The 16,541-nt window shown below is 44.7% G+C and carries 21 protein-coding genes; 3 read left to right on the top strand and 18 right to left on the bottom strand.

What is annotated here, in order from left to right; translation table 11 throughout:
• Positions 1-461 precede the first annotated feature (461 nt).
• The 4 genes from ACO0KZ_RS05545 to ACO0KZ_RS05530 all read right to left on the bottom strand — a co-directional run bounded on the left by ACO0KZ_RS05545 (position 462) and on the right by ACO0KZ_RS05530 (position 2,684).
• Positions 462-980 (bottom strand): HAD family hydrolase, encoded by a 519-nt coding sequence (locus tag ACO0KZ_RS05545; RefSeq protein ID WP_422993570.1) that lies wholly within the window; start codon positions 978-980, stop codon positions 462-464.
• A 102-nt stretch (positions 981-1,082) separates the two neighbouring features.
• Positions 1,083-1,529, bottom strand: coding sequence for an HAD domain-containing protein (locus ACO0KZ_RS05540; protein ID WP_422993568.1), 447 nt, complete (start codon positions 1,527-1,529; stop codon positions 1,083-1,085).
• Positions 1,530-1,566: 37 nt separating this feature from the next.
• Positions 1,567-2,259, bottom strand: coding sequence for a hypothetical protein (locus tag ACO0KZ_RS05535; protein ID WP_422993566.1), 693 nt, complete (start codon positions 2,257-2,259; stop codon positions 1,567-1,569).
• A complete protein-coding gene (locus tag ACO0KZ_RS05530; RefSeq protein ID WP_422993564.1) occupies positions 2,256-2,684 on the bottom strand; it encodes a helix-turn-helix domain-containing protein in 429 nt (142 codons plus the stop codon). The genes ACO0KZ_RS05535 and ACO0KZ_RS05530 overlap by 4 nt, the downstream gene beginning before the upstream one ends.
• 131 nt (positions 2,685-2,815) lie before the next feature.
• On the opposite strand from ACO0KZ_RS05530, the gene ACO0KZ_RS05525 reads away from it, so the two are divergent.
• From ACO0KZ_RS05525 to istB, 3 genes are all read left to right on the top strand, one after another.
• Entirely contained in the window at positions 2,816-3,052 is a 237-nt protein-coding gene (locus ACO0KZ_RS05525; protein ID WP_422993562.1) for a DNA-binding protein, read from the top strand.
• A 209-nt stretch (positions 3,053-3,261) separates the two neighbouring features.
• On the top strand, positions 3,262-4,848 hold the full coding sequence (gene istA / locus ACO0KZ_RS05520) for an IS21 family transposase (RefSeq protein ID WP_422993560.1): 1,587 nt from the start codon (positions 3,262-3,264) through the stop codon (positions 4,846-4,848).
• The gene (gene istB, locus ACO0KZ_RS05515; RefSeq protein ID WP_422993558.1) at positions 4,848-5,585 is read left to right on the top strand and encodes an IS21-like element helper ATPase IstB; all 738 of its coding nucleotides are present in this window, start codon (positions 4,848-4,850) and stop codon (positions 5,583-5,585) included. The genes istA and istB overlap by 1 nt, the downstream gene beginning before the upstream one ends.
• Before the next feature lie 251 nt (positions 5,586-5,836).
• Here the strand turns inward: istB and ACO0KZ_RS05510 are convergent, their stop codons facing one another.
• From ACO0KZ_RS05510 to ACO0KZ_RS05445, 14 genes are all read right to left on the bottom strand, one after another.
• Positions 5,837-7,000, bottom strand: coding sequence for a type II toxin-antitoxin system HipA family toxin (locus ACO0KZ_RS05510; RefSeq protein ID WP_422993556.1), 1,164 nt, complete (start codon positions 6,998-7,000; stop codon positions 5,837-5,839).
• A 2-nt stretch (positions 7,001-7,002) separates the two neighbouring features.
• A complete protein-coding gene (locus ACO0KZ_RS05505) occupies positions 7,003-7,440 on the bottom strand; it encodes a helix-turn-helix domain-containing protein (protein ID WP_422993554.1) in 438 nt (145 codons plus the stop codon).
• Between the two features lie 203 nt (positions 7,441-7,643).
• On the bottom strand, positions 7,644-8,303 hold the full coding sequence (locus ACO0KZ_RS05500; RefSeq protein WP_422993552.1) for a response regulator: 660 nt from the start codon (positions 8,301-8,303) through the stop codon (positions 7,644-7,646).
• Positions 8,304-8,338: 35 nt separating this feature from the next.
• Positions 8,339-9,886: an ATP-binding protein gene (locus ACO0KZ_RS05495; protein ID WP_422993549.1), complete on the bottom strand. Its 1,548-nt coding sequence runs from the start codon at positions 9,884-9,886 to the stop codon at positions 8,339-8,341.
• An 863-nt stretch (positions 9,887-10,749) separates the two neighbouring features.
• Positions 10,750-11,244: a GNAT family N-acetyltransferase gene (locus ACO0KZ_RS05490; protein ID WP_422993547.1), complete on the bottom strand. Its 495-nt coding sequence runs from the start codon at positions 11,242-11,244 to the stop codon at positions 10,750-10,752.
• A gap of 49 nt (positions 11,245-11,293) precedes the next feature.
• Positions 11,294-11,659, bottom strand: a complete 366-nt coding sequence (locus tag ACO0KZ_RS05485; protein ID WP_422993545.1) for a cupin domain-containing protein — start codon at positions 11,657-11,659, stop codon at positions 11,294-11,296.
• Positions 11,660-11,735: 76 nt separating this feature from the next.
• Complete coding sequence (locus ACO0KZ_RS05480) at positions 11,736-12,221, bottom strand: DUF1810 domain-containing protein (RefSeq protein WP_422993544.1); 486 nt, start codon at positions 12,219-12,221, stop codon at positions 11,736-11,738.
• A gap of 143 nt (positions 12,222-12,364) precedes the next feature.
• Entirely contained in the window at positions 12,365-13,003 is a 639-nt protein-coding gene (locus ACO0KZ_RS05475) for an SMI1/KNR4 family protein (RefSeq protein WP_422993542.1), read from the bottom strand.
• A gap of 173 nt (positions 13,004-13,176) precedes the next feature.
• Entirely contained in the window at positions 13,177-13,521 is a 345-nt protein-coding gene (locus tag ACO0KZ_RS05470) for a hypothetical protein (protein WP_422993540.1), read from the bottom strand.
• A 130-nt stretch (positions 13,522-13,651) separates the two neighbouring features.
• The gene (locus ACO0KZ_RS05465; protein ID WP_422993538.1) at positions 13,652-14,524 is read right to left on the bottom strand and encodes a hypothetical protein; all 873 of its coding nucleotides are present in this window, start codon (positions 14,522-14,524) and stop codon (positions 13,652-13,654) included.
• Between the two features lie 611 nt (positions 14,525-15,135).
• Positions 15,136-15,384: a hypothetical protein gene (locus ACO0KZ_RS05460; protein WP_422993536.1), complete on the bottom strand. Its 249-nt coding sequence runs from the start codon at positions 15,382-15,384 to the stop codon at positions 15,136-15,138.
• 190 nt (positions 15,385-15,574) lie between these two features.
• Positions 15,575-15,826, bottom strand: a complete 252-nt coding sequence (locus tag ACO0KZ_RS05455) for a hypothetical protein (protein WP_422993534.1) — start codon at positions 15,824-15,826, stop codon at positions 15,575-15,577.
• Between the two features lie 96 nt (positions 15,827-15,922).
• On the bottom strand, positions 15,923-16,132 hold the full coding sequence (locus ACO0KZ_RS05450; RefSeq protein WP_422993532.1) for a BrnA antitoxin family protein: 210 nt from the start codon (positions 16,130-16,132) through the stop codon (positions 15,923-15,925).
• 4 nt (positions 16,133-16,136) lie between these two features.
• Positions 16,137-16,421: a BrnT family toxin gene (locus ACO0KZ_RS05445; protein WP_422993530.1), complete on the bottom strand. Its 285-nt coding sequence runs from the start codon at positions 16,419-16,421 to the stop codon at positions 16,137-16,139.
• Positions 16,422-16,541: the final 120 nt, after the last annotated feature.

The following is a 16,541-nucleotide window of genomic DNA, read 5'->3' as shown; positions in this document are numbered from 1 at the left end:
TGCTCAAATATGTATTTGTCCCCAAGGGCGTTGCAGAAGGCGTGCGCCAGTTCGCAAAACAGAAGGCCGTCGAGGAGGAAAAGGCCAAACGGGATGCAAAGAAGGCTGCGAAAACCACAGCGAAACGGTTTCCGATAATAGATTAATGTGGCTTCGTGCTGCTCCTTCAAGGAAGGCGGTCAAAACGAGTCAGTGCAACTAACCCATCAGATCAGGCAATTCATAGAGGAATCGAAGTGCCTGGAGCGGTGCTCTGAAGTAAGTCTGAGGCTCAGCAGTATAGGATCTAACGATTCGCATCATGTCTCTAGCCCGAAGCACTCAAAGTTGGAAGCTGCTGAGGTTTAAGCCAGCAGTCAATGGACAGCAAATACCAAGTCAAACTTCAACTAATACAATTGATACGCTGTTTAGAAATTTGAACGTGACGAAATTAGGTTTATTATTATTTTGGTAATACTTTATTTTGAGTTTTTATCGATGAGCCAACATTCAACAAAAGTAGACAAATCGTTGTGAGTTGAATCGATTAATTTCAATTCGTCTCCGACGTTTGGACTACCGTTTGTTTCCCTTAGTATCAACGCCTTGTGAATGGTTGATGGAACACCACGATGATAAGGCAGAAAGTCATCAACAAACACCACCGGATTGATCTCACGCAGTGACTTCGCCTTTGGGCTGATTTCTCCATCTTTACCATCAGTCGCTATCACAGACCTAATTGGGAAACCTTCATTGATCAAATTTTCCAATCTATTTTGCTGAAATCGCGATTCAATCGCACTAACGCAAATCAAATCAAATCCTGCTTCTTTTAAGCTTTTGCAAGCATCTACCGCACCAGAAATAGCGGGAATCGTACCCCAAAACTGCTCATCAAAAAAACTTCGGAAATGTCGCAGCTCCTTACCTGTTAATTGACAAACAGCCCAGCGATCGATTGGCCAATAAGCGTCTTTGTCTTTGATTTCTGGCATAACTTGAAATGCTCGGAACCATGCCTGCCGATATGCGGCATGGTAGTCAAGTAGAACACCATCCGCATCTAACGCGATGATTGGTTTTGGCATGTTTTTGCTCTAAATTTCATCAGTCAATAAACGCAACTGATTCTCCGCAGCAGCATCGAATCCAGTTAAAGATTTTGTTCGGACCAAATTTTTTAGGAAGGGTTTAAAGAGAAAAGCCTTGTCATCGATTGCAACCCACTTTACCCATGGCTCGTCTGAAAATCGTATCCAAGTCAAAATCTCTGTATGGCGTTGATATCCATTCACTTCAAATAATTCAGGATAATCACGCCAACAAGGAGTCACGCCGATTACTCGTTGCGCGATGTCCACTGAAAAAAAATTCTGTAATTCGCGAAGCGATCGTGATTCTCTCCAAGTACTACTAATCACAATTTTGATTTGAGGATAGTCTCTCAAAACGCTTTCAAGTCTCGGAAGAAAACAAAACAACTTCGTATCATCGAAACATGGCTCTGGATGCAGAACACCATCGAAGTCAAGAAAAAGTATCATTGAAAAAATGAAGTAGGAGAAGATAAAGTCAATCGACTTAACAACCTATACTTGCACGGTCAATCGGGGAGGATTGCCAGCCAGTCGGGATGTAGTACTTCATTGCAATTTGGTAGACATCATAGCTTTGAGCCTTAAATAATTTGACTAGTGCATACCCCTCTAATAACGAAATCGTCGCAAAGTAATATTTACCTTCGCCGCTGACGCAGTTGCAAAAAAGCGCACTTGCCGTAAAGAGAGCTAAAAAGCAAACCGGTAGCATCAAACAGAGAAATGAAAACCTATCCCAATGGTTGAATACAATTTTCCGTTTGCTAGGTTGAATTACACCTGCCCACACTAGGAAAACAGCGTCGAATTGGCACATACCCAACCGACTAATTTCGTTTTTTAACCAATCAATATTGCCTTGGTCCAAACTTGCACCATATTTCGATGCCATTTTTAAGCGAAAATATTTCTGCTTAGAAGCTTCTAATTCCCTTTTGGATCCAAAGTTCCAATTTTGAAAGTAGAGGCCGTATAGCCAATATCGAAAATGAAAAAGCCTTAACGAAAATTTTAGTAAAAATGGTCGTGCTTTTAATTTCGTTGAATAAATTGATTCGACTTCAACTAGAAAATTCTCTTGTGTGAAGTGATTTCCTGACTTCTGTTTCAATTCTTCAATTGATTCAATTAGCTTTCTAATTGCTGCTTCCGAATTCTCTGGGTCGATTTCTCTCATAACATCTTCACCAACGATGAGATAACATCTTTTTCAGACAGTGCTTTTAATGAAGGTGCGTCTAAGTACTGATCCAATAGAATTAGAAACATACGGTACTTAACTTCAGGTGGGAAAGCGCCGTCAGCAATTTTGTTCTCTAGGGACGAAATCGTTTTAACAATCTGTTCAAATGTATCGCTGGGTAAATCGCCAGGTTTTGGCACGTTTTCTCGCCCAAACAATAAGAACTGTAGCCTAAATCCTGCATCCTGAAGTCTATAGATCGATGCTAAATTTGGCTTGGTAATCCCTTTCTCATATTGAATAACTGTTAAAGGTTTTACTTGCATCAATTCAGCTAACTTTGACTGAGTTAGGCCCAGCCTCGTACGCTCTTGTGAGAGGCGATCACCAAAAAACTCGGAAATAGATTTGTTTTCCATATGTACCTCACTTTTAACTACAAATACATGACGACCAATAACATATAAAACAATTGCTTAAAACATTTAAATATGTTTGTATACGTCAATTAATATCTAGATCTATGGCACTTCAATCTATGGATAATAGCATGCCCTTAAGAACTATTGAGGAAGTAAAAAGAGATTTTAATCGAGCTGGAATGACCATTGCACAATGGGCTCAAGAACATGGTTACGCCCCATATTTGGTACAGCAAGTATTATCAAAACAGTCAAAATGCAGCCGTGGCAAGTCGCACGAAATCGCTGTTTTGCTTAATATTAAAGAAGGATACATCCGTCTAACAAATCAAACGAATGAAGGAGAAGATGAAATGAACCCATAAACATACCAAACATGGGCTGAAATAAGAAGAAGGAGTTAGGTGGCGACCTAACTCCTTCCGAGTGAACTACTACATAAGTATCTTCATTTTCTTATCTCTCCCTTCCACTGTCAAGTAGTAAACATCATGGACTTTGCCTTAATTTATATAAGGCATGGCGTCTCACGTCCTGACGAAGGGCTGAATACATGGCAAATAGGAGAATCGAAATGCGAAAAATTCGAATAGTTCTAAAATATTTATATGAACACAATTATTCCAATCGCAAGATTGCAAAGCTGGCCTCCGTGAGTCGGCGCGTCGTGGCTGATTATCAAGATCGTTTTGCAAAGTCAGAAATCGGCTGGCCTTTACCGCCGGATTTAAGCGATGACGAACTGGAATCGCGGCTATTTCCAGTTGAATCCGATCAAATTGACCCAATGTCGCAGGTGATTGATTTCGCTAATATTCACTCTGAACTGAAGCAACCGAGCGCAACACTTCTGGGATTACACGAAGAAATAGTAACAAGTTTAGGTGTTGATAACGTTATTGGATACTCTCAGTTCACGAGGCAATACAAAAAATTTAAGAACAGTCTCAGAATCAGTCTTAGACAAACCTATCCACACGGTGAAGTTGCTTTTGTTGATTATTCTGGAAAGACACTATCCATAACTGATAGAAAAACTGGTGAACTACAAGTCGTTCAAATTTTTGTGGGCGTGCTTGGCGCATCACTCTATACATATGCGGAAGCAACACTGACGCAGAAACTGCATGACTGGATCGAATCTCACTGCAAAATGTTTGAATATTTTGGTGGAGTTCCTCTCTTAGTTGTACCAGACAATCTTCGATCTGCGGTCACAAAGGCAGACCGGTTTTTTCCAATTATCAATGAGAGTTATAAAAAAATGTGCGAATACTATGGCACTGAGCCATTCCCGGCTCGTACATATAAACCTAAGGACAAATCTCGAGCCGAAGCTGCCGTGCTACTCGTCCAGCGATGGATACTTTTCAAGCTACGAAAGCGAAAATTCTTTAGTCTGTATGAGTTAAACGTCGCTATACGAGATTTGCTTGAGGGTCTCAATCATAAGCCATTTCAAAAGCTTCACGGAAGTCGCTTTAGTCATTGGATTGAGCATGAACGTTTCTCACTCCAACCGCTACCCCTCTCGCGATACGAAACTGCGGAATGGGGGAAAGTTCGCGCTGGTGCCGATTACCACGTGAGCATCGGTGATCACACTTATAGTGTCCCACATATATATAAATTACATGAACTCCAGTATCGCCTCACTAATTCAAACTTAGAAATCTTTTTCAAAGGGAAAATCGTTGCGACTCACTCAAGGAGCTTCGAAAAAAATGGCTGTACAACTGATGATGCGCACCAAACAAGTGAACACAAAGCCGTAACAAATTGGAGTTTTGAAGATTCACTTGATTGGGCTAAAAGCATTGGTTTTGCGACTACTCAATTATTTGAATTGCAGTTACCAAAATTGAACAATAAGACTTTCGGTTATCGATTTCTAAATGCAATCAAATCTTTGGAAAAAAAGTATGGCTCAGTTCGTTTTGAAGAGGCATGTAAATATGCAGTAGAGAATAAGATTTATGACACTCAAACAATCAAACAAATCTTAGCTAGAAATCTTGATCGACTTCTTTCAAACAAACAAAGAGATTCGAGCATCGAAGTGCAAAAGATCGTAGCAAGTTCAGAGCACGAAAATATTCGTGGCGCCGAGTATTTCGAAAAAATCTTAAATGATGAAGATACTGAAAAGGAAAAAATATAATGAGCAACCAATATGTTTATGATCAGTTGAGTGATTTGAAATTGCACGGCATGGCAAATGACTTTGAGAAGCAGATTCAAAATCCATCTATGAATGAATTTCCTTTCGAACAGCGCGTTCGTTCGATGATTGATCATGAAAAGATATATCGAGACAACAAACGACTTCAAATTTTACTCAAAAAAGCAAAACTAAAAATTTCTGCTTCAATTGAAGAAATAGATTATCGGAGTCCCAGAGGCATTGAAAAGAATCAGTTGTTGGCACTGACAAAGCTCGAATGGGTTCAAGAAAATCAAAATCTAATAATCACTGGACCAACGGGTACTGGAAAAACATGGATCGCGTGCGCGATTGGAAATCAGGCTTGTAGGATGGGAGTTTCAACTCTCTTTACTAGAGTTACTTTGCTTCAGGAAAATTTCTTAGCTGCACATGCGACCGGGACTTTCAATAAATTTCTAACCAACCTATCAAAAGTGAAATTACTAATACTAGACGATTGGGGGATGAACTCTTTAGATGAAAGAGCACAGCAAGATTTGTTTGAGCTAATTGATTCAAGGGTTGGAACAGGGGCGACTATCTTGACAAGTCAGTTTCCGATTGAAAAATGGCATGATGCAATGAATAACAAAACGATCGCGGATGCAGTAATGGATCGCTTAATATACAGTTCGCATACATTGAAATTTTCAGGCGAGTCTCTTAGAAAAAAACAAAAGAAACTGAAATAGATAAATCTACCATCTACGTCAAAAATATCGTCGGCCAGAATAGAATGGCCGACGTCTTCAATTTCCTTGCCCTCCAAATCAGCCCGAATTATTACTAATTCAACAGCCTAAAGTTTAGGAAATAGAAGCGTCCTGAATCCGCATTTTTCACCAATTATCAAGTTGCTGGCACCCTATGCAATTTCGTGGCACATTTGTGTGCAACCGATGGCGCACCTGACTGCAATAATGTGGCTCTTTTCAAATGCAAATTACTGGCTCATTTGATGCAAATACTCACTTGCCGCGTGCTGTTCGCTTAATCGATAAAACTCGTAGGTGGAGACAACTGCTTCGAGTGCATAGTCGGGTGTCGTTGCGATACCTAGATGTAAGGCGTGTTCACGTTTCGCTGGATCGGGATTCATATCAAAAGCGGGTGCGAGTCGCCAGCCTAAGTGTTCTCTCAAAAAGCCGTGGTTACGCAAATGGTCGTCTCGGTTTCCGATCGCGACATTGAATAGTAATCGCTTAAATAGTTGAGCCAAATCGGCTTCGATAAAACCGCGTGCTCCATGCTCTGCAATCACTTGGGCGATATCTAAATAGCTGCTGGATTCGCCATCTTGTTTGCCCGTCATGGTCATGGCAGAGGCGTACATACGACGACGATGATTAACTCTATCAAAGCGTTGCACGCAGAAAGTATGATACTGAGAACCGAGTTGTTCAACTCTGGCATTGGGAACTTGAATGCCCGCTTTGTTTGCCAGGCGGTGTGCCAGATATTCCCATTTTCCTATGTCGTAGCGGTCTTCTTGTGCAGGAAATTTTGCGATCCACAAACTGCCATCGACATCTTGAAAATTAGCTTTTGGACGGGCGCCGCCTAGCGATGAGCCAGGCGCCATTAGCATCGCGAGCCATTGTTCGTATTCTGGCAAAGATTCAATGCCAACTTCTTGTATCCGTGTGGCTAAAGCTTGCAATTCACGCAGTTGACTAACAGGCGGAACAGCAAATTCTGCAGCAGCAATAAAGTTGCCTCGATCGTCCTGAAATCTTAAGCCGCCCATGCGAGAGGCGTCTTGTACGGCGAGTAAAAAATCGATATCAAATAAGGTCTTGCTAGTTCTTTTTTCTTTAACGGCATTTAAAGATTCTCGACGTTCTATCAAGACTCGCCCCCATCGATCTGGCGCAGAATCGCGAAAGATACCCGCGATTGAGCCGCGAACCGGATACTGATGCCCAGCGACTAGTGGCAGATAAGGATCGATGGCATAAGCGTCTTTGTGCTGCAGCCACGTGCTGTCATAACTAAATGAAGCTGGTACATCGGTGTGATCAGAGATACGTAATTCGCCTATCTGCAATGACTGCATGTAGCCAATATCATCTAACCAGATTTGGATAAGCGTAGATGCACGTGCCATGTTTATCCCTGATCGTTTGAGGGCGGTTTATTCTTATATTTCGCCAACACTTGATTGATTAAGGATGGTGCGTTTGGCTGAATGGTTTTTGCTATCGTAATGGCATCGTGGGTTCGTTTTGGCTTTGAACTAGCAAGACTTTGTTTGGGTTTTGTAACGAAACTCGCGTCTTGTAGTTTGCGCCCCAGAACATCTTCGCTGGCTAAATGATCGATATCTTGGGCTAAACCTAAAGTCTGTAACGCACTTAAATAGGAAGCAAATGCGACGGTAGGATCACCATTTTCAACCCGACGCAAGGTTTCTCTTGAAACCCCCATACGCTCAGCAAACAAGGTCGTCGTCAATTTGCGCCTTAGCCGGGCAAGGCGAATGCGTTCGCCAAAAGCCGCCATCTGTGCAGTTTGATTTGGATAGAGTGTGAGGGATTTTTTAGCCATAATGCCCCATATACTGGTCAATATAACTGATATTGTCAATTATATGAGTCATAAAGATTCAACGTTAAGGTAATTCAGGCTGTTTTCACCACATAAATTAGGCAATATTATCTAAATTGCCTAATTTATGTGTCATTAAAATAGAAAAGTTAGCTGAAGTTAGAATTGGTTTGATACTACCATACTGAAGCCGCCCCAATTCTCTATCCCAGTTCAAATCGATAACCAACACCATAAACCGATTGCAGACAGTCGGCGCATTCACTGAAGTTGGCAATTTTTTTGCGGATATTTTTCACGTGCGCATCGACAGTTCTGTCACTACTATCGCGAAAATCGTCCCGCGCCACGTCGAGTAATTGCTGGCGCGTATAGACGCGGCTGGGATGTCGAATCAATTCGGCGAAGATATTAAATTCCACCTGCGTCAAATTCAGGATTTGGCCTTTGACAGCAATACTTCGGTTTGTCTCATTAACCTCGAACAGCTTGGTCGGCATTGCGGTAGTTGCGTGAATTCCAGCGCGCCGTAGTTGCGCTTTGACGCGCGCCATCACTTCGCGTGGGCTGAACGGTTTGCAGACATAATCATCAGCACCCGCATCTAAGCCATCGAGTCTATCGCTCTCGTCTACCAACGCAGTCAACATGATGACAGGCACGTGGCTAAAACCGCGCAGCTGTTGACATAAGCTGACGCCATCCAAACCTGGCAACATACGATCGAGCAAGACCACATCGAAAGTCTCGTCTTTCAAACGTTGTAGCGCCTGCAAACCATCGCCAATATGAACCGCCTGATAGCCACTCGCGCTTAGATAGTCCAATAAAACTTTGGCGATCTTGGCATCATCTTCCACCACTAAGATTTTCGCCGCTGGGGTTTTCGCTTAGAGCATCATTCTCCTCGCTTCACATCTAGTAGAGGAAATAGGATAGTGATTTTTACGCCACCGAGTGCCGAGGCACTGGCTTGAATCTCGCCACGATGTGCTTGCACCAAGGTACGACAAATCGATAAACCCAAACCACTTCCCCCTTTGGCACGCGATCTCGCTTTGTCTTCTCGATACAAGCGCTCAAACATCTTTTGATGTTGTTCGTCATTGAGCCCGGGTGCACTGTCTTCCAAGCAAATACGCGCTAGTCCAGCGTCGCGCGTTAGCCGAATCAAAACACGGCCATTCGGATCAGTGTAACGCAAACTGTTTTCCAATAAATTTTCTATGATCTGCGTTACCCTGCCTGCATCAGCATTCAACATCACGGGTAGATCGGGCACGTCCACTTGCAGCTGAAGTTTTGCTTGCTGCATACGCGCCTGAAAACGTTCCCCGATTTGTTTGAGCAAATCCGCCACATCGACCTGTGCAAACTGAAATCGCAAATCACCCGCATCCGCTAAAGCTAATTGATGCAAGTCATCGACCAATTTATTCAGATGATGAATTTCTGCTTCGATTGAACGAACTGCATCTAGGTTCATCGGGCGCACACCGTCAATAATCGCTTCGACTTCGGCACGCATGACCGTGAGCGGCGTACGCAATTCGTGTGACAAATCCGCCATAATACTTTTGCGCTTACGTTCATTGTTTTCCAAAGCCTTGGCCATGGAATTGATATGCTGAGCAAGACCACCAATCTCATCCTGATTTAATACGTCGGCACGCGCCTGAAATTGACCTCCCGCAATTTGCTGCGTCAGCTTACGCAAACCCGCAATTGGTTTGACTAAGTGTCGTCCTAGCCAAATACTCACCAAGATCGCCAAACCAATAAAACAACTCACGATCAAGGTAATTTGTCTTATCTGCGAACGCACAAAATCGGAGGACACCTTTTCTAAGGCGAACTGCGGCAAAGGTGCCAGAACTACGCCAACCTTCTTACCTTCGACTTCGACTTCGGCCTTTAAACTAGGTTGATGTGCGCGCAATGGTCCAAAGATGCCGACGCCCTGCGCATCCACCAAGGAAATCCGAGGAGCAATTTCAAAGACATCTCGGGCTGGACGCTGTCGTGGGTCGTCTCCGGATAGACGTTCTGGTGGTGGTCGTCTTGGGCGCTCATGGGGAGGCTCACGTTCGCGCCTGCCATCTGCACGTGGCTCAGGATTCAATCGTTCGCGCTCAAAGTCCTCCCGCTCTGGCGGCGGCATATCAGGTGGCTGGGCATCAGCGGGCAAACGAGACAAGGCGCGATCAATTAAGCGTTTTACCTCGCCAGGGTTATGTTGCAAAGATTGGAAAGTGCCATTATCTCGATAATAACCGGACATCGCCCGGCTAATTTTCTGTAATTCGATTTCCTGGGTCTCACGTAAATACGCATTAAATCCTGACTGTAAGCTACGCACCGTCAACCAGCCCATTCCGCTCACGCTAAGAACGAGTACGATCAACACGGAAATCGAAATCTTTTTTGATATGGTCAATGGAAACACGAGACATCTTTCAAGTCGATTTAGCTGCAAGTCTACATCGCAATTGTGAAGACATTATGCGGTTCTCTTCTTCCGGTGTGAAGGTAAAGATGGTCTGAGTTATCACGTTTACTTTTCAACACCGGATATGAACCAAATTTCCCAGATTAGAAGGTGTTGAGATGAGTCAATCAGTGCACCAACTTCTGAGGCTCCAGCAGGAATCTCGCGCTCGTGGATGTGTAATATTTGCATAAGGGATGGCTCAAGGCAGCTCTAGGTCGAAGTGGCGTGCGCCGCGATTCACAGCCTGCACGAGGAGCTGACAGTATAACGATGTCAATCTCGACTGTCAGGTTACGCGCCTTTCTCAAACTTGGCGTTTAGCTATCACCACCGCGGATAGGCGGAGCTACAGGCGCTTGTTATCGTTTCTCACGCTTAATCAGAAATATACAGCCGACGAGCAAAGTGGTGGCCCAAACAACAGTCAGTGCAAATGGTCTATACGTCCATTGATAAGGATGCGCCGAACCTTCCGGATATTGTGCCGGGTAGCCCAAGCAATAGGCTAGAACTAAGCCGACTACGTATATGAAAATAAGGTTATAGACCTTGCGATACGGAGCGATAAAAAAGGTCGCAAGAATTCCAAGGACTGGCAGTACAAGCGCTTCCACGTACATAATCCATACACCAAGATTTCTAGATATCCATTCGCTTAAAAAAGCGCCCACGAACAAATACAGGGGTATCAATAGAATGGTTAATATCTGTCGAAGTGTATTCATATGTATTGATTAGCTATAGCGTGAGTTAGGAACCTGGCGCGTCATCCATAGATGATGGGATGGGTGTCCCACGAACTTGCGATCGTCGCAGGGTCAATCATTAACGATAAAAGTATAAAACGGCGATGAATCCTCTTCTTTCAACTCGCGCACAGAATCAAGTTGCACTCGTTTTCCTACTGCCTTAAAAAAACGAAAGGCCAGTTCATTTTCTTTAAATGTCGATGCAGCCATGGGTTGTTCGACTATAGCAATTATTTGACGCACCGCTTCTAGCGCAACCCAGGCACCGCGATATTTAGGTAAGATAAAAAAGTCAGCAAGCTCCCAAATAGGACGATCTTCCAGTTCGATCTTATCAAGCATGACAAAACCCACCAGATTGTCACCGACCCATATTAGGTAAGCTTTTGCATCGTCCCCGTCAACATAATGCTCAAGATCTGAAGCGGTAGAACCGTCATACAACCCGTCACTACAGATTTCTTCTTTACTCCACATTGTTGATTCGAAATAGTAGAGCTGAAGCAAACGTTGCAGCACGGTGGTTTCAGACATTTTCAGATTGGTAAGACTCACTTTTTGCATGATGTATCCTGATTATTGAATGAGAGAGTACGCAGTACTTGGCACGTACTCACGCCGGACGCAGCTGATCTGCCAACGAGCGAGTCTTCTCTGTAACTGTGTCGCCAGTATGTAACGTAGTCTTCTTTTCAATCAGCATGATGTGGCACTCGTGCTCAGCGATTGGATTGTGACGAACGCCTTTGGGAACAACGAAAACCTCGCCCTCTCCGAGTTCAACAGTCCTATCCTCCATCTCGATTTTCAGATGACCTTTAAGGACTAGAAACAGTTCATCCTCATTCTCATGGCTGTGCCATGCCAAAGAACCGATGACTTTGGCGACCTTGATGTAGGAGTCATCAACTTCAGCGATGACGCACGGAGACCAAAATTCAGAAAGAGACGCTGCGATTTGCTTTGGCGATTTGGACATAGATAGGCTTTGTTTTTATGGGCAAACGTTAATATTAATTGGCAGCACGCTGTCGGGCTACCACTTGAATCAGGACTTAGACCTCACGTGCTGCAGCGCCGAGAATGCGGATCGTCGCTGTATCAGGTTTGCCTTCGTAGAACGTGTTCAGTGCATCCAAAAAGACTGGTTCATCGGGTACTACATTGGCAAACAAGGTCAGGCAAGAGCGAAACTTCATAGCGTCGGTTTCTCCCAGAATTCTCATCGCACTCTTATCGCGATGGCCGAGGACTGCATAGACGCATTGCACGAGCCTTGGCCCCAAGACTGGATGTGCGTAGTAGGCCGCTGCCTCGTTACTATCCGCTATTCCATAGTCACGGGCCATCTGACTTCGTCCGAGCTCGCGCAACTGCGGTAAGACGTACCAGATCCAATGAGTCCGCTTTTGTCCCGCAACAAGCTCAGCGAGTGCTTGTACGTAGTCTCGTTCCTGGGCGCGGACGAAGCGCGCCAGTGGGTCAGGCATCGTAGTCATATCAACTTTTGCGGTCGGTTTGTCAATTACACTTTTTGGCATGATTTTTACGTTTAAGTTTAGCAGCCTACCGTAGTCGAATCTGTTTTAATAAAGATCAAAGCCACATTTCTATATTCTTTCGGGTGCATCGACTATCTTGCCTACAATTATTTCATCTTCTCATGCCTAGTCGCGTTCTCTACTCAGTACCAGTCGACGATCTGGCTGCCCATTTTTCCGATGCGTGCGAAATACGGCGGGTTGCCGTACAACGGCCCTGCTTCCAACAGGAAGCGCGGATGTTCGGGTAGCAGCATGCCGTCGTCGTAGCTGATGAATCTCTGTACAATTGCAGCGGTGCACCCCTCGAAGAATTTCGTCAAAGACGACGCGATGCGGTTTAGACCGACGCCGTCGGTCATCTCATAAACACCGCCGAAGGTAGGTGAGCCTGCAATGCAATTCACCGCGACCACCGAACCCGCGCCGTCCGACAGGATTGGAAGGAAACCATCGACCCAGTAGTCAGGCGCATCGTCAATGATAGCGAACTGCAGGTCGCCATGTGTGCGCAGCACATCGTCGACAGAAAGTGCGTCCATCGCCCAAGCGAAAGTCGGCTCAAATAGATCTCTCTCTGCCAAGGCATCGAGATCGTAGCCATCGATGCGGCTAAAGTAGGCGACCAGCTCATCGGGCAGGGTTACGTCGTCGAGCACGCGCAATGCATCCAGGGACCCTTTGTCGGCCAGTGGACGTATCACCTCGCCAACAGGGCTTCCGAGGCGGCCAACAGCAGCGAGGTAAAGGTCGATCGCATCATCAAGTTTGGCACTAGTCATTTCACTTGCTCCTATTTTTGGGCGCACTTTTGCGGTGAGCCCGATTGTCATGCTGATTCTTCATGAGTGAAGGTTTGAGCTAACAGAGCCGCATGCCGCAACGGTCCGATCAAGCGAATGGTAGGCAACACGGGCTGCGATGCCAAATGCGTCTTGGACTCCAAGAACATGACTCACTGAAGCTCTTTTCCATAACAAAATTTTGTCTCAAGATAGCTTTTGTCGATGGCGTATATGACATATTTTTTTCCGACTTCATATACCGCTCCGCACATCAAGGAATTGCCGGTATACACCACTATTTCTTTTTTGTTCTTACCCTTTATCGTTCGCACGACCTCAAAGCGCACTTCGGCGTAACGATCGGTATTCATTTTGGTTTTATCTTCGCGAATGCTCGTAACGATCCCTTCAAAGATCACATCATAATGCCCCGGTCCTAGACAACTACAGGCAATACTAATTTGTGGCAGGAACATGGCTGCGAGCACAACGAGCAACTTAGATAGGATTCGCATATTCGTTTTGCAGTATAAGGTGAAAGTAATCAATAGCCCGAGCAAAGTGGAGGAAAGCAAAAGCGCAGCTTTTGACTTTCCTGCTCGACTGCCGGGTGAGATGTATCTCCAGTTGCGTCGACGGTGTGCATCATTTTTTCTGCTGTGCTTCGTAACGCATATAGCGTTCGCCTTCTTCCCAGGCGTGATCATAACCCCACACCGTTAATTCGTCCTGTTGCGGCCCAAGATAATCAGGATTTGGTACTTGCGCTCGAGGATTTTTCTTTGAGACAAATTGATACTTAAAACGGGGAAACTCAGTGTAGCCAAGGTACACGCGTCTTTCTCCTCCGCCCACCAGAGGGTAAGAGTAGATATCAAGCTTCTTTACGATATCGCGAACCGGCGGATCAGAAAAATTGCCGTACGAGAGCCAGACATGATCTACATATTGAGAGCGAGAACGTTCTGTCGGAAGATCAACTATGTCCAAAGGAGAGCCGAGTAAAGCATATACCTCAGCGCGCGTCATGCCTTTCTTCTCAGTTCTAACTCTCAGCTTTGATGTTAATCGTTCGTGCCAGTATCGCTCATAGTTAAACCGGCTTGGGTAGTTCGCCCAGCCACGCAATCGTTCTGACTCGTCAAAAAATAAGTAGAGGTTCACATTCGTGTGAGCAGTGATCCAATAGCTATACGACCTGTATTGCGTACCGACCTTCATGTCATCCAGGACGTTTTTGGGATAGATCGCGTAGGTGTAAAACTCCAGTATTTCCTTCTCGGAACGCACAGAACCCAATGGACCTTCTTTTACATACTGTTTGAACTCGCTGTCGGAAACAGACTTCCGAATCTCATCCATTGTCATGCCAAGCTTCAACGGCAAGACGATTCGGTCCCCGGTGTTTCTGGCGGCATAGTAATTCTGAGGAAAGCTTTCGGTCGCGCAGCTGCATAGCATGAGTGCCAACAGAATTAAAGGCACTATTTTTTGTACGAGTCTTGATGAACTTTGCATGTAAAGTGCCTGACGTAGAAGGTAAAGGGCTACGACGCAAAAGAGACCAGTCGAAGAATCCACACCGGTTCCGGAATCCCTCTTAACCACAATGTTAGGTAGGGGACGATAAGCCATTATGACTTTACAGAGCGCTTGGCGTACAAAAATAAGACAATAACTCCCCAACCATAAGCGAAAAAAGCGAGGATACAAATGAGGGACGCAACCATGGCTGCGCCAATTGGATTTGCGCCATCGGCTATAGAAAAAGACATAAGTAGAAATGCCGCTGCAATGAGACAGTGGCCGCAATAAAACGCTACTTGGTTTATCTTGGTAAAACTTAGATACCTTCTACGAACACAGTGGCGAAGGCAGATATAAGTCAATATAAAGATCCCCAAAAGACTAGCGGGAGACGTCAGCATCCCTGCATCAGCTCGCAACAGGATCACTGAAATCCCATAGACGAGAATAGTTATGGCAATCGAGGCATTGAGCATTGGCGCACTAACCTTGAGGGGCCGGGATCGCCGCCACGAATAAATTAATAATGAATTCGGTCATTGTTGGCGATTCCCAGTCGATGTAAAGTTAGGATTCGATGTTACATTCATGTAGACCACTTTTTAAGACACGTCTCCATAATCTCCTCCATCATCAAAACCATCAGTAGAACTTGCACCCGAGATGTAGTGCCGATCGCCCCAATCGCCTGGTACTTCATCCAATGCATCACGTAATTTTCGATCACGTGCGGCATCCCAAATGAAATATGTACCGATGGCTAATAAAATACACGCCCCAAAATACCATTCCAGACCTAGAAGTCGATACCCAATTGTACCGATCGTGGCACCAGCGCCGCAGAAGATCATCCCAATTATGTCTTTAATGGTCATTGAGTCATAACGCTAAGTTGAGGTGAGCCGCGAAGTACAACTCACAGAAAAAAATCTTACTACGGCTTCGCCCTCAAACACTAAAGTTAGCGTGAAACCTAAAACGTCAGAGAAGAGCACGGAAGGAAAAACCCGACACCACGCAAAGCTCTGCACCTCTTTCTGTCTAAGCGGGAGTCTGACTGGTAGCGCGAACGGCATGTAATTCGATTTTGTAGCCAAGAGCGATAAGTGCTAACCCAACAATACATGAGACTGCGTACAACAAGGTTGGCGCCTCAGGTAAATTCGCTGAACCGTTTGTGACCAATACTGTTTTTGCGACCGATTCAAATACATGCAACTGATAACCGTACGAAACAAGTGGTGCGATGGTCAATGTGCTTCCAGCAAAAAGTGACGCGATGGAAAATTTCATCTAATTCCTCCAGGGTTAACATGGTGTGGATACAAAAGCGCTAACGCAAAGTTGACACGCACGCCTGCGTGTCTGTGTCGAACGCCTTGTTAAATTTCATTTCCACTTGAGATTCAACTTACGATGTGATGCTGCGCAATCACGAAGATATAGATTGATAAGGCTTTGATATGGAATGCCGATGCCTTCTGAAATAGACTTGAAGTAATTAATACTTTCCTCATCAAGTCGGATAGTGATTTGCTTTTTGAGTTGTGAAGCGTAGGGATTTTTAGTTGCTCTCGAAAAATCGTATTCGTCTCTCATGATTTCACCTTCGGTAAGAAGCGGCTTCGTGACGGCTAGCCTTCCGTGCGGAAATTATCCGGATAATGCTTTCGTCTGTACGGTAACAATGGCATACAACCAAAAGACGCATGCTTGAGCTATAGCCCAAAAGAATGAATCGATCTTCATCTTCCGAATGATCGGGATCAGCAATTAATTTCGCCCGCTCATCAGAAAACGCGGACTTAGCTTCTTCAAAGCTAACCCCGTGTTTTTTAAAATTTATAGTGGCTTTAGACTTATCCCACTCAAAACTAAGATCATTCATAGGTACAATATAACTACAGTGTAGTTACAAGTCAAGAACGGAGATTTTGAAATTTAACTTTAATTTAAACGGACAAGATTGAAAATTAACCTGACCGACTTGATTTATCAATAACAAGGA

Source organism: Undibacterium sp. Di24W, from assembly GCF_049340325.1.
Lineage (GTDB): Bacteria > Pseudomonadota > Gammaproteobacteria > Burkholderiales > Burkholderiaceae_D > Undibacterium.
The sequence above is the reverse complement of the archived record's forward strand: the minus strand, read 5'-3'. Positions and strand labels throughout refer to the sequence as shown.